Here is a 23,880-nt window from a genome sequence, read left to right as displayed (position 1 = left end):
CTTGGTTATAATAATTATTGTCATTCCCGCGCAGGTGGGAATCCATAGACTTGGTTACAACAATTATTGTCATTCCCGCGAAGGCGGGAATCCATTCTCAAGGTCAGGAAAAATCTCGATTCATTACACTGCGTTCGAGCTATAAGGAGTTTTATGTCTACAAAAATAAGCTATTTCATGCCTTATTTAAAATTGCAGAGTCTATTGCACGCCTTGTGCGACGCAGGATATTCCTGTGTTGGCCCTCAAGTACGCGATGGAGCTATCGTTTATGATGTGCTCAATAATGTAGATCAATTACCCTGGAGGATCCGTGATCAGCAAACTCCAGGAGGCTATCAATTAGAAAAAATTTCGGAACATAAGGCATTTGCCTTTGCTAATGGCCCGCAAGCAATCAAACCTCTTTTATTTAAACCTCAGGAAACAGTATGGAAAGTAAAACGAGACAATGAGGGAAAATTATCGTTCCAACCCCATCAACCAGAGGAACAGCCACTTGCGATGATTGGTGCACGCTCTTGTGATTTAGCAGCAATGACCATTCAAGACAAAGTATTTATTGAGAGTGCCCATCCCGATCCACGTTATAAAAAACGACGTGAACATTTATTTATTGTTGCAGTCAACTGCTCTTATTCCTCAAACAACTGTTTTTGTGTTTCAGCAGGAACCGGCCCTGAAGTCAAACATTCGTTTGATATTCTTATGACAGAAATTAATGATGGATTTGTGGTAATTTCAGGAAGTGAACGTGGACAAGCGATTCTTGATGGCTTACATTTATCTAAAGCAAAAGCGATTCAATGCACCAAAGCAAGTAACGTTGTAGAACATACCGCAGCCATGCAAACTAAAAGAATCCCTTTAGATAATAAACAAGGTTTACGCGATTTATTATTTGCCAACTTAAATCACTCAAGATGGGAGGAAGTGGCGCAAAGATGTTTATCCTGTGGTAATTGCACCTCAGTGTGTCCAACATGTTTTTGCCATAGTGAAGTAGAAAAACCCAGTCTGGATGGCAGCTGTAGCGAGCATCAGCGCGAATGGGATTCTTGCTTTACTGCTGGCCACAGCTATTTGAGTGGAAAAGTAATTCGTGAGGATACGCGCAAGCGATATAGACAATGGTTAACTCATAAGGTCGGCAGTTGGTTTGATCAGTTTGACACCAGTGGTTGTGTAGGTTGTGGACGATGCGTTACCTGGTGTCCAGTAGGTATTGATATGACTGAAGAATTAGCAGCTATTTCTGGTGAATCCAACGTGAGGATTAAAGAAAGTGATTAACCTAAAAGTCGATCCTTATTTGCCACTTGAGGCTGTCATTGTAGAGAAAACTGAAGAATCCTCTACCATTTTTACCTTGCATTTACGTTTTCTTGATCCCGAACATCAGGAACAATTTCGCTTTTACCCAGGACAATTTAATATGCTTTATCTGTATGGGGTGGGTGAGGTTGCGATTTCCATTGTTTCGGACCCGGAAAAGAAAAATATTCTGACTCACACGATCCGTGCCATAGGTCGAGTAACTAAAGCATTACAAAAACTCCAGCCTGGAGACCGAATTGGAGTGCGAGGTCCTTATGGACGCGGGTGGCCGCTTGAACACACAATAGGCAAAGATGTGGTAGTGCTCACAGGCGGTCTGGGTTGCGCTCCTTCGGTTTCGATTATCGAATATATTTTAGCGCGTAGAGAACAATATGGTCATCTAAGTATCCTGCAAGGCGTAAAACACAGCGATGATTTTATTTTCAGAAAACAATATGCAATTTGGCAAAAATCACCCAATACTGTAATTCACGTTGCCGCAGATCAAGCAGGACCTAAATGGCCGTGGGCTGTAGGTTATGTTACGGATATGATTGATAAGCTCAATCTAAATCCTGAAAACACAGTTGTCATGATGTGTGGTCCAGAAATGATGATGAATACTGCAGTCAAGGTACTTAATAAACGAGGAATTTCAGAGGATAATATTTATTTGAGCATGGAGCGAAATATGGAATGTGGTATAGGACAATGCGGCCATTGCCAATACGGCGGTGTCTTTATTTGTAAAGATGGCCCTGTATTTGCCTATTCAGAAATCAAAGCATTATTTAATGAGCCAGGATTTTAACAACTATGAAGCCACGTGTAGCGGTGCATAAATTCACGTCATGTGATGGATGTCAATTAGCCTTTTTAAATTCAGGAGAGGCTTTACTCACATTATCTGACTTAGTGGATATGGTGCATTTTTCAGAGGCAGGGGCAGTCGAGTTGGATGCACAAGTCGATATCGCATTTGTTGAAGGCAGTATTTCTACCCCAGACGAAGAGCAACGCATAAAAAAAATTCGCGAAAACAGCCAATTCATTATTACGATTGGCGCCTGTGCTACTGCAGGTGGCATTCAAGCATTACGTCATTTCGCCAATACCAAAGAATGGGTAAGCAGTATTTATGCCTCTCCAGAATACATCCATAGCTTAAACACCTCAACTCCAATTGCTTCGCATGTTAAAGTAGATTGGGAATTATGGGGCTGCCCCGTTAATAGCAGTCAAGTTTTGGAAGCGATTCGTTCTTTATTATCCAATGCAACGCCACGCATCAAACAAGATTCTGAATGCATGGAGTGCAAACGTAAAGGCAATATTTGTGTTTTAGTCACCCAAAAACAACCATGCATGGGCCCTGTAACCAAATTGGGCTGCGGCTCCCTATGTCCAACAGTAGGACGAGGGTGTTATGCATGTTATGGCCCTAAGGAAAATTCCAATCCTCAATCTTTGGGAAACTGGTTTGAACAGCTAGGCCTGACTCGAGAAGCGATTGCACAAAAATTTTTGCATATTAATAATCAAGCACCGGTGTTTAATAAAGCAGGTACTTATTTCAAGGGAATTAAAATCAGCAATGAGTAATACTATCTCCATCAACGTTCCCATTTTAGCGCGCGTCGAAGGTGAAGGAGCGCTAGAACTGCACATTCAAGACAATGCAATCACCAAATTGCAATTAAAAATTTATGAGCCCCCGAGATTATTCGAAAAATTTCTTGAAGGGAGAAGTTACTCTGATGTGCTGGATCTTGTCGCGCGAATTTGTGGAATATGTCCGGTTGCCTATCAAATGAGCGCGACGCAAGCAATTGAGCATTGTTTTGGTATACAGCCCTCCCCTTGGGTACGTGAAATGCGCCGTCTCTTTTACTGTGGTGAATGGTTGGAAAGCCACAGCATGCACATTCATTTTTTAGCGTTACCTGATTTTTTAGGATTTAAATCAGCACCTGAAATGGCGAAAAGTTATCCCGAAGAAGTAAGGCGCGGCATCCGTTTACAAGCATTTGGCAATGATTTAATTAAATTATTTGGTGGCCGTTCAGTGCATCCGGTTGGCGCCTGCGTGGGTGGATTTTATAAAGCGCCTAACCATTCGGCAATCAATACATTGTTAGAAAACGCAAAAGCGCGCGTCGAAGATTGCGAAGCATTAATTCACTGGCTTGCAAAACTGTCATTTCCGGATAACTCTCATGATTTTACTTGTGTCTCGCTGTATCATCCCACGGAATATCCATTCAATGAAGGACGATTGGTCTCTGATCATGGATTAAATATCAGCATTGATGAATTTGATGCTTATTTCAAGGAACATCAAGTTCCCTACTCCACTGCATTGCACTGTTTACTCCAGAATAAGCCGTATCTGGTTGGGCCTCTTGCACGCGTCAATAATTGTTTTGGCCACCTCCCCCCCCCTATTCATCTTCTGCTTCAAGAGTTAAAAATAAATTTTCCTTCTCATAATATGTATCACAGCATGATGGCGCGCGCGGTTGAAATCTATTTCTGTGTTTTGGAATCCATACGCATTATGGAGCAGTATGAACTACCTAAAGAAGCTCACCCAGAGATTAAAGCACGTGCAGGAATAGGATTTGGATGTACCGAAGCGCCCAGAGGGACTCTGTGGCAGCATGTTCAATTAGATGCCCAAGGACAAGTTAAAGCGGCCCGTATTGTGCCGCCAACCAGCCAAAATCAGGCGCGTATTGAGCAAGATTTACGTATCTCTTTGGCGCAATATGGTCTCAATCGAGATGAAGAGTCATTGCGTGCCTACAGTGAAATGATTATCCGCAATTACGATCCATGTATTTCATGCTCAACTCATTTTTTAACAATTAAAGTGAATCGAGAATGAGCCTCATCAAAGTACTAGGCATCGGTTCGCCTTTTGGCGATGATCAAGCCGGTTGGAAGGTAGCAGCCGAATTAAAGCAACAAATTGCAATTCATCCCCATATAGCACCTAACCTGCTCATTGAAAGCCATGATCGCCCAGGGGTTCGGCTGATTGAGTTAATAAGGGGCTTCAACACGATTTTTATCGTTGACGCTGTCAAATCAGATAGTGCAATAGGAACTATTCATCGGTTTGACAAAGACGCGCTGCTTGATTCGGAACCCAGATTCTCAACTCATGGCATCAGTATTCTCCAAGCCCTGCAATTAGCTAATGCCCTGAATGAATTACCAGCCAATCTTTTATTTTATGGAATCGAAATTGATGCAATTTCCCTGGATGAAACATTATCTGCTCACGTAGAACAAGCAATTAAGGATCTGACCCGGCTCCTGTTAAATGAAATTGTTATCGCTTATGGATTGTAGTATTTGCTCATATTGAAAGCCCTCGCATGGAATCCTCCTTAATGATCTCTTAATACTAGATTGATACAATATAAACCATTATGTTTTTTTATCGACTTAACTGGAGACCGTATGTTACCACGCAATTTTATGACTCATGGAAGTCTTGTGGTTCCAGACAATAGTTCCATTCCGTTAGTTTTCCCTGGCGTTCGAGGAAAAATAAAAAAAACAATTCCATTAGCTGGCGGCCGATCATTAGAAGCAAATAGCTTGGCAATAATACAGCCATTGAATTTAGATAAGCCAGAAGAAAAACAGCGTTTTAGATTAACTCCTTATGTACCTTTAGGTTCGAATCGTGATGATTTACCTGAAAATCAAAGAAATATTTCTATTGATGAGAAAAACAGCTGTGAAGTTGAACTTGATAATCCTACAGAGTATTTAGGATATATTGAACAATATCAGCAATCGGAAGCCCCTTTATTTGGTGAGGGTTCTCCATCGATAGAAGATGTTAGACAATACAAAGTACCTGATTGCTTTTTATTGGCATCACTAGGATCTATTTTAACTCAACCCGATGGAGCCAGCTTCATTCGTAGTATGTTGAGACAAAATGATGATGGAACAACGACCGTTCGTTTATTCAATCCTAAAACACTAGAACCAGTTTATGTTCGAGTAGAAAACTCCTACATTGTCGATCATGAGGGTAGTTTAAATAATCATACTGGCTTATGGGTCGATATACTTGAGAAAGCCGCAGCATCAGTTCCTGAGTTCTTTGGAAGTACGAACGCATCCATGAGTGGTGCATTGAAAGGCGGCTCAGAATCTACTGCATTGAAAATATTAACAGGCTGCCATTCAGAAGAAGAATTTTTGAGTTATGATAGATTTTTTGCTTGGGATATAGGTAACTTTTTTGCTGATGAGCTTTTACAACTGGACTCATTATTTAAAGTGAAAAAGCTCATGCAAGCTGAATCACCGGAGCAAGTAGGCCAATTAGAAATAGATAAAATAATTGCCGGAACATTATCACCCAAAATTAGTGTATTTAAAAAACTTTTTGATGAGAATGCAGAAGAAATCTGTTTGCAATTAATCGATTTTTATTTAGAAAACAAAGATAAGTGGGAAGAAATATACACACAGTATAGTGATGGCCAACAGCGTCTTGAAAAAATAATAGAGTATTTCTCACAGGACGAAAAAAATACGCAAGCAGTTGATATATTGAAAAGATTATTTACTTATTATCATAAAGATGTAGCAAAAGGCGTACGAAGAGACAATCAAAGAATATACAGTGGAATTTATTCACCTGAAGAACTTCAGGTTTTTAATGACATTGAAGAAAAAATTGCTGCGGGTGAATCATTAACAGCCGGCACCCCCCATAGATACGATGAAAAGGTACCAGGTTTAAGAGCGACGCACGCTTATACGATAGTTGGCGTCTTTGAACAGCTCCGTCCAGATTATAAGGATGAAAATAAAATGCGTCCAATTAAAATGATACGCATTAGAAATCCCTGGGGCGTAACCGGCAGGCTTTATTTACCCAACATGGATGATCCCACCCAAATTGACATCAGAGAGGAGCGTGAGGCCGGCATTTTTGATTTGGAACTTAAAGAATTTTGTCGCTATTATCAAAGTTATACCAGCACACAACAATTCTCTGATGTTCGCGTACTGACTGAAAAAAGAGAGCGCTTAGCATTAAAAATGCTAGATGTGTTAAAGGAAAAGAGCTCTTCGGATCGATTAATTCAATTAAATGCATTTTTTGAATGCAAAGATGAATTAATAGAAATCCAAAAGACCACTGTTGAATTGTTAAATGACAATATTCATCAGCAAATTACGGAAGCATTCAGTGACAAACAAAAAAATCATCAAGAAGTTCAAGCATCATTAAATAAAATTATTGAAGCGAATAAAACAACAATGATGAACCTTTTTCAAACTTCAGATTGTCAATTAATCGCTGCATCAATTACCTACTGGTGGAAGAGTTCGAACCAAGAAATTTCCCAAGAGGATGAAAAAACTTATCAACAGCAATTAATTGAGTCTGTTGAAAAAAATAATGTGATCTGGAAAAAGTTTATTAAAAACTATCCGGTAGATGCTTCTGTAGTACTTCAGCCGTTGAATGATTCGATCCGATTAATCACAGAATTATTTGTTGGCATTGAGCAATCACAACGATCACTGCGACAATTAACTCCAGGTGAAGAGGGATATAAAGAATTTCTAAGAGCGCTACTTATTCAAGCCGCTTTACTTCAGCAACATTTTAATTATCTTGAAAAGTATGAGCAACTTTTACAACGATTTGATATTAAAATAAATACATTCCGCGAACAATTGGAAAAACTTAATGCTGATATCGAAGAATTGGTAAAAGATCCAATCGCAGAAGATGTTAAAAAGGAACTAGAAACCGAATTACCTCCACACAATTTGGATGATTTTACCGAAAAAGCTAAAAACCTTATAGGGGAATTAGCTAATATGGAATTGGTTTTAAACAGATATCATGAGGAGAACCTGCCCTCTTCTGAACCAAACCCAAGGAATGACAGTGAAAAACAACAATCAGGATACTTACCTCAGTGGGTAATTGATTTAGAAAACATATTAAGACAAGTTCTTAAGGCACTTGCTTTTTGGAAAAAATCCAAACCTGTTGATAACGAACAGAGCACCAAACAGACTGAATATAATCGAGACCCAGAATCTGATAAATATCCTGGTCTAAAAAAGTTTGGCTTTTTTGTGTCGGTATCTTTAGAAGATGAGCCCCTCATCGATGAGGTTAGCCTTCAATCCGAGCAGACAATAGGATTGAGCCACAAGAAAGTCGACTCAAATTAAAGAGAGCTGCTACTAAATTCCTCCCTGACTTTACTCCTGCGGCTTGTCCGCAGGAGCCGGACGCCCAAAAAAATATAATTTGCTTTTCCTAGAAAAAGAAATATTCTATTTTCATGTTCTTCATGATTTTATTAACTCAAAAGATTAATGGAGCCCCCATATGTCAGAAGTTGCACTTATTACAGGCGCAAGCAGTGGTATCGGGCGCGCATTAGCTTTAGAGCTGGCATCTAAGGACATCACCGTAATTGCTATTGCAAGAAATAACGATGATTTAATTAAACTAAGGGATAAAAACCCGAATAAGATTAAAATAATAACCGCAGATATTACTACGGATAAAGGTTTAATCAAAATTGGAGAAGCGCTTAATGGATTAAAAATCAATTACTTGATCCATAGTGCAGGTATTATTTCTCCTCTTGGTTTATTACATCAGGCAAAGCCCTCTGATGTAAAAAAAATAATTGAAACAAATCTTATTGCCCCCATACTGCTCACTCAAAAGACACTTCCTTTCTTTTCCAAAGCAGGCGGTCGAATTCTAAACATTACTTCCGTAGCTTCAGAACAAGCCGTCCCCGGTGCGGGTGCTTACTGCATCACCAAATCGGCACTGAATATGTGGACGCAAGTATTGCAGACTGAATTGCCTCCTGAAATCGTAGCTACCGATGTTATCCCGGGGGAAGTAGATACTGGAATGCAAAAAAATTTGCGAGAATGTTCTGTTGAACAATTCCCATTAGCTATCGAATTTCAAGAAGCTTATCGAGAAAAAACCCTGATTCCACCCTCTGTGTGCGCCGACTTTTTAGCTTTGCTCTTATTAAAAACCACACCGGAAGAGTTTTCTGCAAAAAGATGGAATATTTACAAACATTATACCAAGAGAATTCCTCTTCCATTGAATAAAGAAAAACTCAATAATGATGAGGTAAAAAAACAATAGAGAATAAATACAACAGCTGTTTGCAATTAAAATAGCTCAGTGCCAGCTCGTTTTAGAATTATTCAAAAAGCAAAGCCATAAAAATATGATGTTCATATATTCCATCAATTCGCACTGCATTTTTATGTACTCCCTCTTTTACAAATCCATATTTTTCATACAATGAGATTGCAGTCTGATTATGCTCACGTACGGTAAGTTCAATGCGAGTTAACCCCTTTGACTTAGCCATCTGCAGTGCTGTACTTAATAATGCAGCCCCTATTCCCTGACCTCGGTAGGGTTCAATCACACCAATTCCTAAGGAACCAACATGAGCAAAAACAGGGCGATCAAGCGGACTGATGTCACACCATCCAACTAATTGGTCACCACACATTGCGACAACTTGAGGCCAGTTATTTTCAATATGTTCTAAAACAAAATCTTTAGTTAATTCGATAGGAGGTCCTTCCAAAAAAGCTAAAAATTTACGTTCACGAGCAACACTATCTACAGCGGACCAAAACGCTTCAATATGTTTTTCCTGAATTGGGATAATCGTAAATTGCATAGAGCACTCGGTAAAATTGACATTGATGTATAGTTAAAAGAAGATTTACTCTTGAGTCAATAAGCTGTTGCCAAATCACTGCTGTTTCTTACTGCTCTCAAAGCAAGCAGAGTTCTTGAACTTAGAATCCAAACAAAAATTAAAATAAAGATAAAACTTAAAGAGCATGTTATAGTTTAAATTCATTCCTGCAATATTTGAAAAAAATGGAAAAAATTACAATTTATCATAATCCCAGATGTTCCAAATCAAGAAAAACGTTGGAACTTCTTCAGAGTAAAGGTTATGAACCTATTGTTATTGAATATATTAAAACACCGCTTAATCTCGAACAATTAAACAGTCTAAGAGCGCACTTCGCACTTAAGGAGTTTGTTCGTACTGAGGAGCCTGTTTTTAAAGAGCATGGTTTATCCCTGGAGAATGAAGCCCAAATTTTACAAGCAATGCTTAAATACCCCATATTAATGCAACGCCCAATAATCACCTATAAAGATAAAGCGGTCATAGGGCGTCCACCTGAGAGTGTTTTGAAGTTATTTGAGTAATTGTTTTTATAGCCTTCAGGAGCGCCCTCGTCACACCATTACACTCGAGATGACGAGGACTCCCAGTTCAGTTTCGTATCGCTTAACGGGGCGTGATCGTCCATGTGCTTATTTATAGTTAAGTGATTTTGAAATTTCCTCTTCAACCTTCATCGTTGATTTTGATTGATTCATACCAAAACTTCCTAAAATAGTTAAAGGTAAAAATCGGGGTTTATTGAGTGCTTGATACAGTTCAGAGTCACGATTTTGAACTGCTTCGTTGAGGTCACCTCCACTCTTCTTAAGACTTAATACAGCATCGACAATAGTTTGAAGGTTTTTACCACTATTCATCCAATAAGGATCCAAACTGTTTTTTCCTTCTTGTAAGCACATTATAGTGCCTATGATTTTTTGGCCAACTTGTCCTTGCGTATTTAAAAAATGTATCGCTTGATTAGAGTTAATATCCTCGATTGGATGAAAAATTATCTTTGGATTAAAGATGAGTCCCTCTGTTTTTAAACAAATTGCCAACTGTTGTTGCAGCATGATATATAAATTATTTAAATCCCGATCGATAAAAGGAACATGTGTTTTCAATTCATTGAACAGTACAGGGGATAAACTTAAAAAGTCAGGGAATGGAGTTATAGAGACCGACTTAAAGAGTTCATTTAATTTAATTATTGTCTCTGGTATATCCTCTTCTCTTTTATTTTTGTTCAAATTTTTAATAATCTCTGCGAAAGAAGATAAAAATCCAATATGTTTAGAGAATGCAATCAGGTTATTATCAGCATCTCGAGCACAGACCTCAAGATCGCCTATCTTAATCCTGACATCTGGAGCTATTGAAGACATATCAATTAATTTTTCATCTTGAACTTTACTCATATAAGGTTCGAGATCACTAAGCATTCCTGTGAATAATGGCATCATATCTGCAAGGTAATTGTCCCGATAGAACAACGCGAATATGAGATATTGATAAGACTTAATTTGCTCTAATAAGGTCCCTAGAGTCACTGAATGAGCATGCTCCTTAAATTCCTCTACAAGCCGTTTATTTTGCTCTTGAGTTAAGTCATGATCATCAAACGCGTCTAAAAATTGAGCTAAATTAACTTCATTAACTGTTTCAGGCAAAATGAAATGGAAATGCTCGTGTTTCGCCTTTGTTTTATCCTTTATAAGAAACGATAAGTGCTTATTATGAGTATAATGAGCAAAATCGTGCATCAATCCTTCGCCAATAGACAAGATTTTATATTGTGTTAAAAGCTTATTATATTTATCGAGAAACTTTTGTAATCCTGCTTCCGGGACATAAACGCTAATAAATGGTCCACTTATTTTAATTTTTTTTATAAGTTGATTTTCAGGAAATCGTTTTAAAAACATAATTTAAAGTCCTGCTGAAAAAATTGAGGACGCAGTGTAACGCAATCGGACCATTTATTGTAATGGTAGTTTTTTAATTCACTCATTTAGATGGCGTTATACGGGTGGTTGTTGTTTTTTGTAGCCCGGGTTTCGCTACGCTAGACCCAGACTACGATGTTAGAATTTGAGGGTTACTACTCATTGATTTGGACAACCAGCTTGATGGAATGCTACGAGTGCACTATAAATGCCCTGATAATCTGCAAATGCATTTCTATTTGCTTTAATATCATCAAAAACCGAGTCTGTTCGACCACAAGTGCCATATTCGGTAATATTTGCGTGATCGCCATTTGCTTTTTTGTAAGCCATAAACGTTTCACCGCAGTGCAAATGAGGCCGTTTGCTCTTATCATTTCCCACGTACTCTACATTGCCACAGTATGTTTTCTTAAAGTTAATCTTAAAGTGGGATATATTTGCAAATGAATTTGCAGAAACTGAAATAATAAGGCAGGCTACTGCTGTAATTGAAATTTTTTTCATCATAACGCTCCAAAAAAATGTAAGGCGCTAAATTTAACACATCTCAATACAGCAACCAAGATTCAATACGTAAAATACTAATACCTTGAGTTTACTTTATTTTTGCATCACATAAGATCCAGGCGCGGAAGGTAGCGATGGATCAAGATGAGGTGGTGAAACATGTCTTTGCGATCCTTTATTTACTAACCACTCATGCCAAGCAAGCCACCAGGAGCCATCTTTTCTTTTTGCTTTACTTATCCATTTTTTCGGACCTAGGTAAGGCATGTTTTTCTTGCTTTCACGAATATAATAAAAGCGTCCTGGATGATTGGGCTCACTAACAATTCCTGCGTTATGGCCGCCATTTGTTAATACAAAGGTAATATCCGAATGCATCATCAAATGAACCTTATAGACAGATTCCCAAGGAGCAATATGATCATGTTCGGGACTCACTGCAAAAATAGGCACATGAACATTTTTAGGAGCTACTATTTCATCCTCGACACGAAAATGTCCCTCTGCGAATTCATTTTTTAGAAATAATTTCTCAAGGTATTCCGTATGCATTTTATAAGGCATACGTGTCGCATCAGCATTCCAGGCCAGCAAATCGATCATACCTCGTTTTTTGCCCGTCATATAATCATCAATCATCTTTGACCAAATCAAATCGTAAGTACGCAACATTTGAAAAGAGCCGGCCATATGTTTGGGATCAAGGTACCCCTTTTCCCACATCATGTTTTTGAGAAACGCTATTTCACTTTCATTGATAAAAAGCATGAGTTCCCCTGCTTTTGTAAAATCTCCTTGCGCCGCAAGAAGCGAAAGACTTTTAAGACGATTATCCTTATCACGTGCCATTGCAGCAGCAGTAATCATAGCTAAAGTTCCACCAAGGCAATATCCCATCAAATGAATTTTTATCTTAGGTAAAATATCGCTTACCGCATCTATTGCTGCCATTGCACCTTGGCGATAATAATCATCCATACCCAAATCACGGTCTTTCTCATCCGGATTACGCCATGAGACAATAAAAACAGTATGTCCTTGTCTAACAAGCCATTTAACTAAAGAATTTCCTGGTGATAAATCCAGAATATAATATTTCATTATCCATGCAGGCAATATTAGGATGGGTTCTTTGAACACAGTTTCAGTTTGTGGTTCATATTGAATTAATTCGATTAAATGATTACTAAATACAATCTTCCCTGGAGTAATTGCAACATTTTTGCCTGGTTTGAACTTTCCTGCACCAGGAGGTGGCATGCCTGCTAATCTTCTCTGCGCATGCTCGATTGCAAGTTCGGTACCTTGAATTAAATTGGCACCACCGGAGCGAATTGTTTCATAAAAAAGATCAGGATTAGTCATTACAAAATTGGATGGTGATAACGCATCAAGTAACTGACGAATACAAAAGGACACCGTACGTTCTGCTCGGCCGAAAAGACCAGGAACTTTTCGTGTAGCATGTTGCCACCACTCTTCAATCTGAAGAAAAGCTTCTGCATAAAAACGCCATGGCATCAATTGCCAATTTTCTTTATGAAAACGGACGTCCTTTCCTTCTGCTGGTTGTTGCTCACACAGCAGACGAGCAAGAAACTCATCGAAGTGAGTGCCTGGATAACAAGCCAATGCTAATAAGTGACCTGGTGATTGGGCTAATTGCAACAGCCAAGCCCAAAAAGCAGTTCCAATTACAGCAGGACTCATTCCCATTGTAATCTTTCCAAGATTTGCCTGATGCCATTTATTCAGATAATAAAAAAACTCATCCAACTCCTTCATATAATTTGCATGTTGGGAATTATTGACCATCTCAGGTGGAAGTTCGGGTTGTTTTTTTAAGTCTAATCTAGATACTGCTTTCGTTTTCTCTGTTCCTTTCATGGTCAATTTCCTTTTGATTCCATCCAGCTAACACTTTGTTGGGGATTTAACCGATGTGCTGCTGTAAATTATAGTATTATTTTCAATATAATGCGTGAGTTATAAGAGATAAAGAGAATAAAGACATCTTGAGTTGCGTTAATAATGGAGTATGCTTAAGAGAGGATATAAACCAAATCGAACAGAGGGAAACAATGAACAAACTGTTATTTATTTTACTATGTATCATGTGTACTTCAGCGCTAGCTGATGATTTGGGAAAAAGCACCTATGAAGTATCGTGTAAATCGTGTCATGCGCCTCAATTTGCCGTCGGGATAAAAGCTCCTGCTGCTTTTGATAAAAAAGCTTGGGATATACGCTTTAAAAATGCCGAACTAGAAGCCAAAAACAATCCTACAGAATATAAAACAGCAATGGATTATTTATTATACAAGATAAAACTTGGCAAAGGGTTAATGCCACATAGTGGGTTGTGTAAGGAAGCAGATGTACCGAAGAAAAATTGCTCGGATGAAGCATTTATTCAGGCGATTCAGTACATGTCCCAAAGCAAAGAGTAATTCTTCAAGGACACTTTTCTTGAATACAAAATCCATACGATTTTAGCCAAAGAAAGTAGCCTGGCCATAGCCAGGCTAAAACAGAAGTTCAATAGAACCCTAATTTTTAAAACCTTGATCACGGTTTATCATGATACAAAACAATCAGTTCCTTACTGGAAGAACAACCTAATACTTCCATTATTTTAGCGAGAGTACCTTCCACAGTTCGATAGGAAATATTCAAATCACGTGCAATTTCTTTCGAACTTTTTCCTTGGGCAAGTAATTTAAGACAGACTGCTTGTTGTCCTGATAAGTGTACTGGTATATGCGACACCCTATGAAACAGGACGATATCCTTTTCATTTAATTTGACTGATTTGGATACTCTTTCTTGATTTCCGGTAACATGCTCGAACACAGTTAATACATGTTGTTCCAATGCATTATCATTTGTATCAAGAGAGATACTTGCCAGGTTTTCAAATAATGGATCGCGTTCCGCATGTAGACTATCAAAAAAGGTCTTAAGATCAGTAGTTAATAAGGGTGAAGGATTACGTGCTATTCGCCCCATTTGTACTTCAGTACTGACTTGCAAAAATACCACCAACTCTGAAGATAATAAGTGGCGAATTGACTCATTACAGATAATACTTGCTTCAGTGGCTACTACAATATTCTCTTTAGTTTTCAGTGCATTTAATAGATTATATTGACATTGATAAAAATCATTTTGACCTTCAATACCAAAAATCTCATTTAAGGTACGTCCAACATGATACTCTATTCCAAGATCCGCATCGATAAACTGCCAACCCAATTTTTCAGCCAGCAATTTAGCAAATAAACCTTTGCCAGCGCCTGGTAGACCAACAATAAAAATGCGTTTATATTGATTCATGTTTCTCTCTCCTACCGGCTTTTTTAATAAGCACTAATTTTTGAATCTATTGATATTATAAAGAATGCACATAAATAGTATCAATACGTAAAAATACTCACCAATAAGTAAATTATTTACACATAACGGGTTTTAGCAACTGTTTTCTATTAATAATTTTTTTGCTGTTACTAAATCAAAATATGCTTTTTTCTTATCGGCTGGGTTACGTAGAAGATATGCTGGATGGTAACTTACTATAAAGGGGATATTATGATAGTGGTGCAGTGTATTACGCAATTGTTTAAGCGGAAGTGGTTTGTTAAGCAAAAACTGCCCTGCAAAACGACCTAAAGCCAGAATCAAATGAGGCTGTACAAGCTCAATTTGACGAGCCAGGTACGAACTGCATTGAGCAATTTCATCCGCTTGAGGATCTCGGTTATTTGGTGGTCTACACTTCAAAACATTGGCAATGTAAACATCTTCTTCAACCATTTCAATGCTTTGCAACATCTGATTTAATAAGCTTCCTGCTTTACCCACAAAGGGTTGGCCTTGTTGATCCTCATAAAAACCTGGAGCTTCGCCAATTATCATCAATTTGGCCTGCGGACTGCCACGAAAGAAAACAGTTTGCGTACGAGTTTTATGCAAAGCACATCGGTTACATGCGGCCACCTCTTGAGCTAGTGCAGATAAATCCTGCCCACCAGAAGGATTAGGCTTGCGTAACACCCAGAGATCGATTCCCATAGCCTGTAGGTAATAACGATTTAAAGTGTCTGACATAAAGGACTCATTTCAAAACTGTAACATGCTAGAGAAAAGTTGGAGTGTTATTTTCGTTTTTAATTTTTGATAAATCAATGCTTACTTTTATTAAAAATAAAATAGGCAAGGTGTGGACGAGGCTATGCTTAATTAAACTGGGGAAAACTGTCGTTCCTGCGAAGGCGTAAATTCATTTCAAACAGGGTTTAGTGCCAGTTTAAGAATAAATTCCCACCCTCGCATGAATGACCAAAGCATTTAACTTAATGGCCTCGATTCTAGTTACATAGTCAAAAATTTACTAGCCTCTGCAAGCATTATTTGACGAGCGTGTTCAAATTGCACCTCACTCCAGATATTTTCTACACGTAAAGTTCCATTATCAAGACATTCCTCATAAGCAGCCAAAGCAATCAATATATGAGAAAATTTGATTTTCCTAAACTTGCTTAACGCTTCAAGTAACGTCATGTGTGCAATTGCAGATCCTGAAATATCATCACCAAACTCACCACCAATTCCATTGAATTTTGCAGAAAACCAATCTTCTAAAGGTACCCCTCTCATGATGAAACTGTGAGATAGCTGCGAACCACCAAGTACCCGAGTATCCAAATATTGCTGAATATCAACACAAATAGTGTGTCTCTTTATGTACTCAAACGCTGCAGCGAATAATGGAGTTAATTCAAAAGGTTGTACCTGCACAATAGCACGTAACTCAATAAGCGACTTTAGCATATGCAGATTTTCGACGTGTTCTTCTTGAGTATATTTCTCAGAAAACCCGTGCATATTTTTCTTCGCGACCTCTATTTGCCGATCGAGTTCAGTAACAATCTTTTGTAAGCAAATCGCATTACTTTGTTTCGTTGAAACTTGTTTTTGCAGCCAACTGCGAAGCTCTGAAGACAAAGATTGAGCTTGCTTACTTGAACACGCTTTAATTAATGCAGCAGCAAAATCATCCGGATTTAATTGTTCATATAATTCAGCTGCCTTTATATAAAGATTGGCATGCTCCTCTTCTAAATGCTCCTCCAACATTTTGCGTTCCAAATCATCAATTTTGGCAGCGTTGGTGATTTCAATCATCCCCCCACCTGGCAAAATATAAAATCCATGATGTTGCGCAAAACGAATGCGCCCAAGCGCATCAATGTTGATTCTATCTACTGCTTCATTCTCAAGTTTGCCTCCCATCTGAATTTGAACAGGATATAATTGATTCGCAGGAGGATGATAAATATCGAGCTGATCCAGATTAAAAAGATGGGTTTTATTGGTTTTCGTAAGGTGTTTTTTTTGAGCCATACGAAATTTTTCCCAAATCTCTGGTGTATATTCCTGGAGTGGCTGCTTCAATCTCATTTGACCTGGAGTATTACCAAACTCAAACCAGAAACTTAATTCTTCATCCATCTCCATACCATAAAAATCTAATAAAATATCAAAATATTGCTGATTCTCTATACGTTGTATCACATCAGCGTAGTTAATAAATGTCGCCATATACGCCAATGTTTTATAAAGAGTCTTTGCTTGCTTCTTATGGATAATTTGTCCGGAATACATTTTAAGCTCTGCAATTTTATCCTGCATCATGGTGTGTCGCCCCTCACGGAGGGCTTCTCTATATTGAATCAACATTGGACCCACATCAGTAAATAACTGCACCATGACTTCTCCTAATTGGGCTTAATGAATTCGAGTAGGAATAACACCAACAACGCGCAACAACTTCTATTATACATTCCAGTAATCCATGTATTGCTTGAATTAAATCAATTGTCCAAGTTTTTGTTTCATTATAGTTAATGATTTTGAATTATTTTGCTAATATAGCTTTTGTTGTCATTTAAGAAGAAAAAGCGCATGACATTAACCAAGAATCCAAATCCTAATTCTGCAGATACAGCATTTCTTGATGGCAGGCTACGCCAAGCCCAATTGAAGATGCTTGCCATGCTGGAGGTGGTGGACTCTATTTGTCTAAAACATGGTTTGGACTACTGGCTTGATGCAGGAACTCTTTTAGGAGCAGTTCGCCATCAAGGTTTTATCCCTTGGGATGATGACGTAGATATTGCCATGCCCCGCGCCAGCTATGAACAATTTCTACGTGTCGCACCAGCAGAAATTCCTGACTGGATGTGGCTTCAAACAATTCATAGCGATCCAGGCTATTTTAATATGGCTACTCCTTTAAAAATTAGAGATCGCACCAGCCGCTTTATCGAAAAACACGAAAAAGGTAATGAGCCCTACATTCAAGGTATATTCATCGACGTTTTTGTCTATGACACCATGCCTGTAGATCCCAAACAACGTAAACGATATAAATTTTATGCTAAAAAGCTCTCCCGTTTGTTAAGCACCAAATACAGTAAAGTAAAAATAGGCCACTATCCTGTGCTGTATAAGGCTATAGCCTCCTTTTTGCCCAAGAACTTGCTTGAGTTTTGTTTGCAAAAAATTATTCACCTGGCAAATACCAGCCCAAGCCCGTATATAGGGCGCGGTTATAATTGTGTCGGAAGAAATTTAATTAAAAAGGATGAAGTATATCCTTTGCAACGCGTTGTCTTTGAAAATAAAGAACTTAATATTCCGCAAAACGCAGAAACATTTCTTATTCAACAATATGGTGATTATTTACAATTACCCCCAGAAGAGCAAAGAGTCATGAGACATTGCAAAGAACTTATCCCTCATCTGGAAGAAACAGTCTAAAATCCCCTCCTCTGCTGGCTTTTCTCGATTATTGACAGATAATAACTCAATCGGTTAGAATTGTACCCAATATCAAACAAGCACATCATCAAAGAGGCTTAAACACATCATGGACATAATCTCTTAAGTACGCCCTAAGCGCCGGGCAATGACGGAAAGCAGTCGCACTAACTGCCCATTACATTACTTAAGTGAGTTACATGATGCATCAGCCAATTCAATTTAAAAATCTTTGTCTTTCTTTTCCCCATAAAACATGTTTTGTGGACTTTAGCGGTCAAATTTCCTATGGCAGTCGCATTGCGATTATTGGACGCAACGGCTCCGGAAAATCAACCCTATTAAAATGGCTTGCGAGATTACTTGAGCCAAGTGATGGGGACATCCGTTTTCCTAAAGAATTAAACATAGGCTATGTCCCACAAGTTATTGAAGAATTTGATTCATTAAGTGGAGGTCAACGCTTTCATCAATTATTAACCCAAGCCCTGGCATCCGATCCCGATCTCTTAATGCTCGATGAACCCAGCAATCATCTGGATCGCAAAAATCGCCGTTCTTTGATGAGAATGCTTACTGATTACAGAAAAACCTTAATTATAGTGACTCATGATATTGAATTACTACAAACCACTGTAGATACGATTTGGCATATCGAGCAGGCCAAAGTGCATGTTTTTACAGGATGTTATGAGGATTACTTGCGAAAAATAACTATTGCGCGTAGTGCAATTGAGGGTGAAATTGCAGAGCTGGCTCGTCAGAAAAAACAAATACACGCGGATATGATGAGAGAACAATCACGAGCCCGAAGCAGTAGAGTTCAAGGAGAAAAACACATTCAGCAAAGGAAGTGGCCTACGATTGTTTCACAGAGTAAAGCAAGAAACGCCCAGGAGACTTCAGGCCGCAAAAAAAGCGCGATCAATCACAAAAAACAGGAATTGACCCTGCGTTTATCAGAACTTTACGTACCTGAAGTCATTTATCCTAAATTTGCGATTCATGGAGTAGAAACCAATGAGGATTTAGTCACGGTGAGTAATGGATCAGTCGGTTATGATGAAAACAACCCGATACTAAGTGGATTGAGTTTTTCAATAAAAGCACGAGAACGGATTGCAATTCATGGTGATAATGGCTCGGGTAAATCCACGCTACTTAAAGCCATATTGGATAATCAGTCTCTAGTAAAAAAAGGAACATGGATCGTACCTCATGCTCATGAAATCGGCTTCCTTGATCAGCACTACAACACATTACCTCCAAATAAGACGGTATGGGAAATTATAAGTTGTTTTTTCAGGGACAAATCCAATACCGAAATCAGGAAACATCTAAATGATTTTTTATTTCGTAAAAATGAAGAAGTTGATGCGTTGGTTTCTACTTTATCCGGTGGTGAAAAAGCCCGACTTTCCTTGGCGCAAATTGCCGCAATTACGCCCAAATTACTTATATTGGATGAAATGACAAATAACCTGGATAGAGAAACACGAGCTCACGTTATCCAAGTACTCAAAGATTATCCGGGTGCAATGATTGTTATTTCACATGATTCTGATTTTTTGAACGCGATTCAAATAACACACAGGTATGAAATTAAGAACGGATTATTAAATTGATTATAGTTGTACCTAAAACCGAGTAAAAATATGAATAAAAATAACCTTTTGCTAAGCAAATTTTTCCTAAATCTAATAAAACCCTATAGCGTGTATGTTATCGGATTATTATTTACTGCTGTGTATTGGGGAATTAATAACACGCTTTCACCTTATGTGCTAAAACTTATTATTGATAAGGTTGCTGCGTTTTCAGGCGATAAATCAGCTGTATTTAATACGATAAAACCCTATGTGATATTGTACATTACTCTGTGGCTCCTGATCGCCATTGATATGCGTCTTTCAGATTGGTTCCGACTAAAATTATTTCCCTACATTCGTTATGACTTGGTAAATAATATGTTTGCCTATTTGAATCAGCATTCGCATCGCTTTTTCCAAAATAACTTTGCGGGCAGTTTATCTAATAAAATCTCTGATATGACTGCAGGAACTATAGCGATTTTTACAACGATTGATGATGCAGCAGCTCAAGTTGTTGGCCTCGTCATTGCGATCATCAGCATGCTGCTCGTACATCCTGTATTCGCCTTGATTTTACTTATTTGGGCTATTGTTTTTTTGGGAATTGCGATAATTTATTTCAAACCGGTTCAAGACTTGTCTAATTTATTTGCCACCAGTAAAACAACATTGGTAGGAAAAATGGTTGATAGTATAAGCAATATCACCAATATACGCTTGTTTTCCAGATCGGCTTTTGAAAATCAATTAATTCGAAATACAGCCCAAGAAACCACTGATAAAGATCAGACCATGCAATGGACTATCTTGAAAATGCGTTCTTATTGGGACATAAGTATTATCGTACTGATCGCCACCAATTTATATATGCTGGTAGATATGTACAGCAAAAATCAAGTCTCAATCGGTGATTTTAGTTTCATTATTTCCTTATCAATCAGTATTTTTTATAATTTATGGTATCTCGCAAGTCAATTTGTATTGTTTGCAGAAGAGTTGGGAAAATGCAGGCAGGCTCTAACCTTGATTTCAAAATCACATGAGATTACTGATAAACCCGATGCACAACCACTATCCGTCACTCAAGGCCGGATTGAATTTAAAAACGTGAGCTTTCACTATGACGAAGGTGCACATCTTTTTAAAAATAAATCCGTGGTAATTGAACCTGGACAAAAAATTGGTCTTGTAGGTTTATCTGGTTCTGGAAAAAGCACTTTTGTTAATCTGATTCTTCGTTTGTTTGATGTGGAATCAGGACAAATTTTGATTGATGGAAAAAATATTCGCGATGTTACCCAAGAATCATTGCGCGAAAACATTGCTATGATTCCACAGGATGTGACTTTATTTCATCGTACGCTCATGGAAAATATTCGTTATGGCCGCCTTGATGCAACAAATGCAGAAGTTATTTCTGCATCAAAAAAAGCACATTGTCATGAGTTTATTTCCCAACTTCCTGAAAAGTACAACGCGTTAGTTGGTGAACGTGGGATAAAATTATCAGGTGGGCAACGACAGCGAATTGCAATTGCCAGAGCTATGCTTAAAAATGCACCCATTTTGATTCTGGATGAAGCGACATCCGCTTTAGATTCATTAACTGAGAAATTGATTCAGGATGGTTTGCATTTGTTAATGCAAAATGGAACAACTATTGTTATTGCGCACCGTCTCTCTACCTTATCTGAAATGGATCGCATTCTGGTCTTTGATAAAGGACGTATTATTGAAGATGGTTCGCATGAGGAACTGATTAAGATACCAAGCCATTACAGTCATATGTGGCAGATGCAAGCTGGAGGATTTTTACCAGATAAGATGTAAACTGATACTTGGTAAAAGCAAGAGCCGAAGCTCAGGAAACCTGTGACAGGAAACCCTGAGCTATGTTTTACTGCACTCAAGCTACGATAATAATGTTTTTACATCGAAACATGTTCAGTAACTGCTTGTTTACTTCGCTCATACTGGATAAACAGTTCAGCAAGCGCATCTGGCGTAGCATCTTTTTTAGCATCAATTGCCCGATCACTCCATTTAGGAATGCGAATGCACTTAAAAAAATTATCTTCAGCCTGTTCAAAACGTTTATCAAAATTAACCGTATAAATCTTGCCAAATCCTGTGATTTCTCCTTTTTCATCGGTTTCCAACTCGAGAACAGCTTTTTGAATCGCCTTTTTAGCATCCAACTTTGTACCCTTGATTCCATCTTCTAAAATCTTTTTAGCATCTTCAAGCGTTTCAGAAAAAACGATTTCATGGCCTAATGAATAACCACATACGTGTTCATATGCCACGGCGTGAAACGGAGAAATCAGATAAGAAGCCAAATCGGTAAAACTATCACCTGATTTGGTGTAGGCGGGGTTAACAATTGCGTATATTTTGCTCATTTCATTCCCTTAAATTAAAAATATAAAAAAATAAAGCCCATTCGCAGATAGGAACTGACTCAATCTCCATAAATGCATTAACCTGAAAAAAACAGTGGCAATGTATAAAGTGTTCGCAGGTTAAATTGACAAGTATTTGTAGCCTGCATCAGCGTTCAAATTACAAATACTTGTCAATTCAGCGCAGAAAACACTTGCAGTAAAATTCACCAGTTTTTTCCGGATTAAATATTATCACATTTGCCTTTTTTGTATATAAGATAAGCGACTACTATTACTTTGATACAAATCAGTTATAGCAATGCCTACTAAGTTTTATTCGGCGTTGCAAGTTCACGAGGCTTCAGTCATGTACTATTATATACACTCCTTCGCCTCGTTCTCTTGTGCCTTAATGGATAGTGCTGCAGTTGAGGTTTATTTTTTAAATAACTCTAACGCCAATGCAATTTCAGGTCATCACGCGTCATAGGGAATGGGTCTTAGTTTATATTCAAGACCCATCGATTGACTTTGGCTTAACCGACAAATTTGAGTTTGTTAGTTATTTCCTGAGAACTGGTTACCGTCAATACATTGTTCGTGCCATCCTGTTTCTTGACTTTAAATAAGGTATTGGGCTTTTTCACGGTGACAAGAGCAAGATAGGGTTGGCTGGCCGCTACATTTTCTAGCTCGGTTCCAATTTTCTGATCAATCATATACTGTGTAGCCTCTGACCGGTCTTTAAATAAGGTCAAGTTCGATTGAAATGATTTTTTTATGGCTTTAGAACTCGGGGTAATTCTGTACAAATCAGAGGATGTGAACTTGACGCATTGTACGTTTTGACCAACTGCAAACAAACCCTGCATATCTTCGCTAACGATGCCCAATTTTCTTGAAATTTTTTCATCTTTTAGAAGGAGGTTTAATTTTTCTAATTGCTCCTGGGACAAAGTACGTAAATTTAGCACAGATTTTAAATCAAGATAGGATACTATTTCTTTTAGAATTTCCAGGGGTAATATGGCTAAGTCACCATTCAATTTCAATTTTTCCATCGGTTTGTTTTTAGATTTTACCAGTTTACCGAGCGAGTCAAATATTTTCATTTTCATTCCAACCTGATTAAATTATATACAATTGTATCATAGAAAAATTAAGTTATTATTAATTGATTTAATAGGGTACATTTTGTCCTTGTGCTGCCTGTTGCCTCAATGAAAGGTGTTCTCGAAGGATCAAAAAAACGTGCCTATTGCCTCAATGAAAGGTGTTGCCGAAGGACAAAAAATATACTGAGTCGTTGCCTCAAAATAGGTGTTGCTTTTGAGAGGTTTTGTTGCAGTTAATAAATAGTTGCTATTGGGCCTGGTGGATATGTGGACGAGAAGCCTGTGAGTGTGAGCAATAGCTGTGGGTAACGTCTTTTTGTTATCCATGGCTTTGTTCACACGTCCCATAGGGCACAGGCAGGTCCGAAGGACTCGTCCATCATATCCACAGGCTTTATCTCCAAACAGGTCTAATGCAATGTTTAATCTTTTCATTAAATAGCCTT

22 protein-coding genes are annotated in these 23,880 nt (G+C 38.1%); 12 read left to right on the top strand and 10 right to left on the bottom strand.

What is annotated here, in order from left to right; all coding sequences use genetic code 11:
- The first annotated feature begins 177 nt into the window (after positions 1-177).
- From BW930_RS06610 to BW930_RS06580, 7 genes are all read left to right on the top strand, one after another.
- On the top strand, positions 178-1,293 hold the full coding sequence (locus tag BW930_RS06610; RefSeq protein WP_432416323.1) for a 4Fe-4S dicluster domain-containing protein: 1,116 nt from the start codon (positions 178-180) through the stop codon (positions 1,291-1,293).
- A complete protein-coding gene (locus BW930_RS06605) occupies positions 1,286-2,131 on the top strand; it encodes an FAD/NAD(P)-binding protein (protein ID WP_409365648.1) in 846 nt (281 codons plus the stop codon). The genes BW930_RS06610 and BW930_RS06605 overlap by 8 nt, the downstream gene beginning before the upstream one ends.
- A 5-nt stretch (positions 2,132-2,136) precedes the next feature.
- Positions 2,137-2,922 (top strand): NADH-quinone oxidoreductase subunit B family protein, encoded by a 786-nt coding sequence (locus BW930_RS06600; protein ID WP_058468629.1) that lies wholly within the window; start codon positions 2,137-2,139, stop codon positions 2,920-2,922.
- Positions 2,915-4,207: a Ni/Fe hydrogenase subunit alpha gene (locus BW930_RS06595; protein ID WP_058468628.1), complete on the top strand. Its 1,293-nt coding sequence runs from the start codon at positions 2,915-2,917 to the stop codon at positions 4,205-4,207. Before BW930_RS06600 ends, BW930_RS06595 begins: the two co-directional genes overlap by 8 nt.
- On the top strand, positions 4,204-4,677 hold the full coding sequence (locus BW930_RS06590) for a hydrogenase maturation protease (RefSeq protein ID WP_058468627.1): 474 nt from the start codon (positions 4,204-4,206) through the stop codon (positions 4,675-4,677). Before BW930_RS06595 ends, BW930_RS06590 begins: the two co-directional genes overlap by 4 nt.
- Positions 4,678-4,788: 111 nt before the next feature.
- The gene (locus tag BW930_RS06585; protein WP_058468626.1) at positions 4,789-7,551 is read left to right on the top strand and encodes a C2 family cysteine protease; all 2,763 of its coding nucleotides are present in this window, start codon (positions 4,789-4,791) and stop codon (positions 7,549-7,551) included.
- Positions 7,552-7,711: 160 nt separating this feature from the next.
- Positions 7,712-8,503 (top strand): SDR family NAD(P)-dependent oxidoreductase, encoded by a 792-nt coding sequence (locus BW930_RS06580; protein WP_058468625.1) that lies wholly within the window; start codon positions 7,712-7,714, stop codon positions 8,501-8,503.
- A 58-nt stretch (positions 8,504-8,561) separates the two neighbouring features.
- Here BW930_RS06580 and BW930_RS06575 read toward each other — a convergent pair whose 3' ends face one another.
- A complete protein-coding gene (locus BW930_RS06575; protein ID WP_058468624.1) occupies positions 8,562-9,056 on the bottom strand; it encodes a GNAT family N-acetyltransferase in 495 nt (164 codons plus the stop codon).
- A 206-nt stretch (positions 9,057-9,262) separates the two neighbouring features.
- Between BW930_RS06575 and arsC the strand changes: the two genes are divergently transcribed.
- Positions 9,263-9,604: an arsenate reductase (glutaredoxin) gene (gene arsC, locus BW930_RS06570; RefSeq protein ID WP_058468623.1), complete on the top strand. Its 342-nt coding sequence runs from the start codon at positions 9,263-9,265 to the stop codon at positions 9,602-9,604.
- 108 nt (positions 9,605-9,712) lie between these two features.
- Here arsC and BW930_RS06565 read toward each other — a convergent pair whose 3' ends face one another.
- The 3 genes from BW930_RS06565 to BW930_RS06555 form a co-directional block, all read right to left on the bottom strand.
- A complete protein-coding gene (locus BW930_RS06565; RefSeq protein WP_058468622.1) occupies positions 9,713-10,990 on the bottom strand; it encodes a hypothetical protein in 1,278 nt (425 codons plus the stop codon).
- A 180-nt stretch (positions 10,991-11,170) separates the two neighbouring features.
- Positions 11,171-11,521 (bottom strand): hypothetical protein, encoded by a 351-nt coding sequence (locus tag BW930_RS06560; protein ID WP_238587885.1) that lies wholly within the window; start codon positions 11,519-11,521, stop codon positions 11,171-11,173.
- Positions 11,522-11,614: 93 nt separating this feature from the next.
- Positions 11,615-13,408, bottom strand: coding sequence for a PHA/PHB synthase family protein (locus BW930_RS06555; protein WP_058468620.1), 1,794 nt, complete (start codon positions 13,406-13,408; stop codon positions 11,615-11,617).
- Between the two features lie 194 nt (positions 13,409-13,602).
- Here BW930_RS06555 and BW930_RS06550 point away from each other — a divergent pair, with 194 nt between their 5' ends.
- Positions 13,603-13,971 carry a c-type cytochrome gene (locus BW930_RS06550; RefSeq protein ID WP_058468619.1) on the top strand — a complete coding sequence of 123 codons (369 nt, stop codon included), beginning with the start codon at positions 13,603-13,605 and terminating at the stop codon, positions 13,969-13,971.
- Between the two features lie 118 nt (positions 13,972-14,089).
- On the opposite strand, the gene BW930_RS06545 is transcribed toward BW930_RS06550, so the two are convergent.
- The 3 genes from BW930_RS06545 to BW930_RS06535 all read right to left on the bottom strand — a co-directional run bounded on the left by BW930_RS06545 (position 14,090) and on the right by BW930_RS06535 (position 17,290).
- Positions 14,090-14,857 carry a shikimate kinase gene (locus tag BW930_RS06545; RefSeq protein WP_058468618.1) on the bottom strand — a complete coding sequence of 256 codons (768 nt, stop codon included), beginning with the start codon at positions 14,855-14,857 and terminating at the stop codon, positions 14,090-14,092.
- A 132-nt stretch (positions 14,858-14,989) separates the two neighbouring features.
- On the bottom strand, positions 14,990-15,628 hold the full coding sequence (locus BW930_RS06540) for a uracil-DNA glycosylase (RefSeq protein ID WP_058468617.1): 639 nt from the start codon (positions 15,626-15,628) through the stop codon (positions 14,990-14,992).
- Positions 15,629-15,892: 264 nt separating this feature from the next.
- Positions 15,893-17,290, bottom strand: a complete 1,398-nt coding sequence (locus BW930_RS06535; RefSeq protein WP_058468616.1) for a protein kinase family protein — start codon at positions 17,288-17,290, stop codon at positions 15,893-15,895.
- Between the two features lie 195 nt (positions 17,291-17,485).
- On the opposite strand from BW930_RS06535, the gene BW930_RS06530 reads away from it, so the two are divergent.
- The 3 genes from BW930_RS06530 to BW930_RS06520 all read left to right on the top strand — a co-directional run bounded on the left by BW930_RS06530 (position 17,486) and on the right by BW930_RS06520 (position 21,765).
- A complete protein-coding gene (locus tag BW930_RS06530; protein WP_058468615.1) occupies positions 17,486-18,343 on the top strand; it encodes a LicD family protein in 858 nt (285 codons plus the stop codon).
- A 200-nt stretch (positions 18,344-18,543) separates the two neighbouring features.
- Complete coding sequence (locus tag BW930_RS06525) at positions 18,544-19,968, top strand: ABC-F family ATP-binding cassette domain-containing protein (protein WP_058468614.1); 1,425 nt, start codon at positions 18,544-18,546, stop codon at positions 19,966-19,968.
- 30 nt (positions 19,969-19,998) lie between these two features.
- Complete coding sequence (locus BW930_RS06520) at positions 19,999-21,765, top strand: ABC transporter ATP-binding protein (protein WP_058468613.1); 1,767 nt, start codon at positions 19,999-20,001, stop codon at positions 21,763-21,765.
- Between the two features lie 98 nt (positions 21,766-21,863).
- Here BW930_RS06520 and BW930_RS06515 read toward each other — a convergent pair whose 3' ends face one another.
- From BW930_RS06515 to BW930_RS06505, 3 genes are all read right to left on the bottom strand, one after another.
- A complete protein-coding gene (locus tag BW930_RS06515) occupies positions 21,864-22,337 on the bottom strand; it encodes a hypothetical protein (RefSeq protein ID WP_058468612.1) in 474 nt (157 codons plus the stop codon).
- A 518-nt stretch (positions 22,338-22,855) separates the two neighbouring features.
- Positions 22,856-23,431: an F-box protein gene (locus BW930_RS06510; protein WP_058468611.1), complete on the bottom strand. Its 576-nt coding sequence runs from the start codon at positions 23,429-23,431 to the stop codon at positions 22,856-22,858.
- Between the two features lie 129 nt (positions 23,432-23,560).
- Positions 23,561-23,880, bottom strand: a 320-nt coding sequence (locus BW930_RS06505) for a hypothetical protein (protein WP_217697070.1), incomplete at its 5' end; no start/stop codon positions are given.

The organism is Fluoribacter gormanii (assembly GCF_900156395.1).
GTDB lineage: Bacteria > Pseudomonadota > Gammaproteobacteria > Legionellales > Legionellaceae > Legionella > Legionella gormanii.
Note: the sequence above shows the minus strand (reverse complement) of the source record. Positions and strands in the feature narration are given on the sequence as shown.

Bases quoted from the DNA above. Each gene is read 5' to 3' on its own strand.
- BW930_RS06555 (WP_058468620.1), bottom strand. From the start codon at position 13,408: ATGAAAGGAACAGAGAAAACGAAAGCAGTATCTAGATTAGACTTAAAA.
- BW930_RS06550 (WP_058468619.1), top strand. From the start codon at position 13,603: ATGAACAAACTGTTATTTATTTTACTATGTATCATGTGTACTTCAGCG.
- BW930_RS06565 (WP_058468622.1), bottom strand. From the start codon at position 10,990: ATGTTTTTAAAACGATTTCCTGAAAATCAACTTATAAAAAAAATTAAA.
- arsC (WP_058468623.1), top strand. From the start codon at position 9,263: ATGGAAAAAATTACAATTTATCATAATCCCAGATGTTCCAAATCAAGA.
- BW930_RS06560 (WP_238587885.1), bottom strand. From the start codon at position 11,521: ATGATGAAAAAAATTTCAATTACAGCAGTAGCCTGCCTTATTATTTCA.
- BW930_RS06545 (WP_058468618.1), bottom strand. From the start codon at position 14,857: ATGAATCAATATAAACGCATTTTTATTGTTGGTCTACCAGGCGCTGGC.
- BW930_RS06580 (WP_058468625.1), top strand. From the start codon at position 7,712: ATGTCAGAAGTTGCACTTATTACAGGCGCAAGCAGTGGTATCGGGCGC.
- BW930_RS06515 (WP_058468612.1), bottom strand. From the start codon at position 22,337: ATGAGCAAAATATACGCAATTGTTAACCCCGCCTACACCAAATCAGGT.
- BW930_RS06590 (WP_058468627.1), top strand. From the start codon at position 4,204: ATGAGCCTCATCAAAGTACTAGGCATCGGTTCGCCTTTTGGCGATGAT.
- BW930_RS06530 (WP_058468615.1), top strand. From the start codon at position 17,486: ATGACATTAACCAAGAATCCAAATCCTAATTCTGCAGATACAGCATTT.
- BW930_RS06540 (WP_058468617.1), bottom strand. From the start codon at position 15,628: ATGTCAGACACTTTAAATCGTTATTACCTACAGGCTATGGGAATCGAT.
- BW930_RS06610 (WP_432416323.1), top strand. From the start codon at position 178: ATGCCTTATTTAAAATTGCAGAGTCTATTGCACGCCTTGTGCGACGCA.
- BW930_RS06575 (WP_058468624.1), bottom strand. From the start codon at position 9,056: ATGCAATTTACGATTATCCCAATTCAGGAAAAACATATTGAAGCGTTT.
- BW930_RS06525 (WP_058468614.1), top strand. From the start codon at position 18,544: ATGATGCATCAGCCAATTCAATTTAAAAATCTTTGTCTTTCTTTTCCC.
- BW930_RS06585 (WP_058468626.1), top strand. From the start codon at position 4,789: ATGTTACCACGCAATTTTATGACTCATGGAAGTCTTGTGGTTCCAGAC.
- BW930_RS06595 (WP_058468628.1), top strand. From the start codon at position 2,915: ATGAGTAATACTATCTCCATCAACGTTCCCATTTTAGCGCGCGTCGAA.
- BW930_RS06520 (WP_058468613.1), top strand. From the start codon at position 19,999: ATGAATAAAAATAACCTTTTGCTAAGCAAATTTTTCCTAAATCTAATA.
- BW930_RS06510 (WP_058468611.1), bottom strand. From the start codon at position 23,431: ATGAAAATATTTGACTCGCTCGGTAAACTGGTAAAATCTAAAAACAAA.
- BW930_RS06535 (WP_058468616.1), bottom strand. From the start codon at position 17,290: ATGGTGCAGTTATTTACTGATGTGGGTCCAATGTTGATTCAATATAGA.
- BW930_RS06600 (WP_058468629.1), top strand. From the start codon at position 2,137: ATGAAGCCACGTGTAGCGGTGCATAAATTCACGTCATGTGATGGATGT.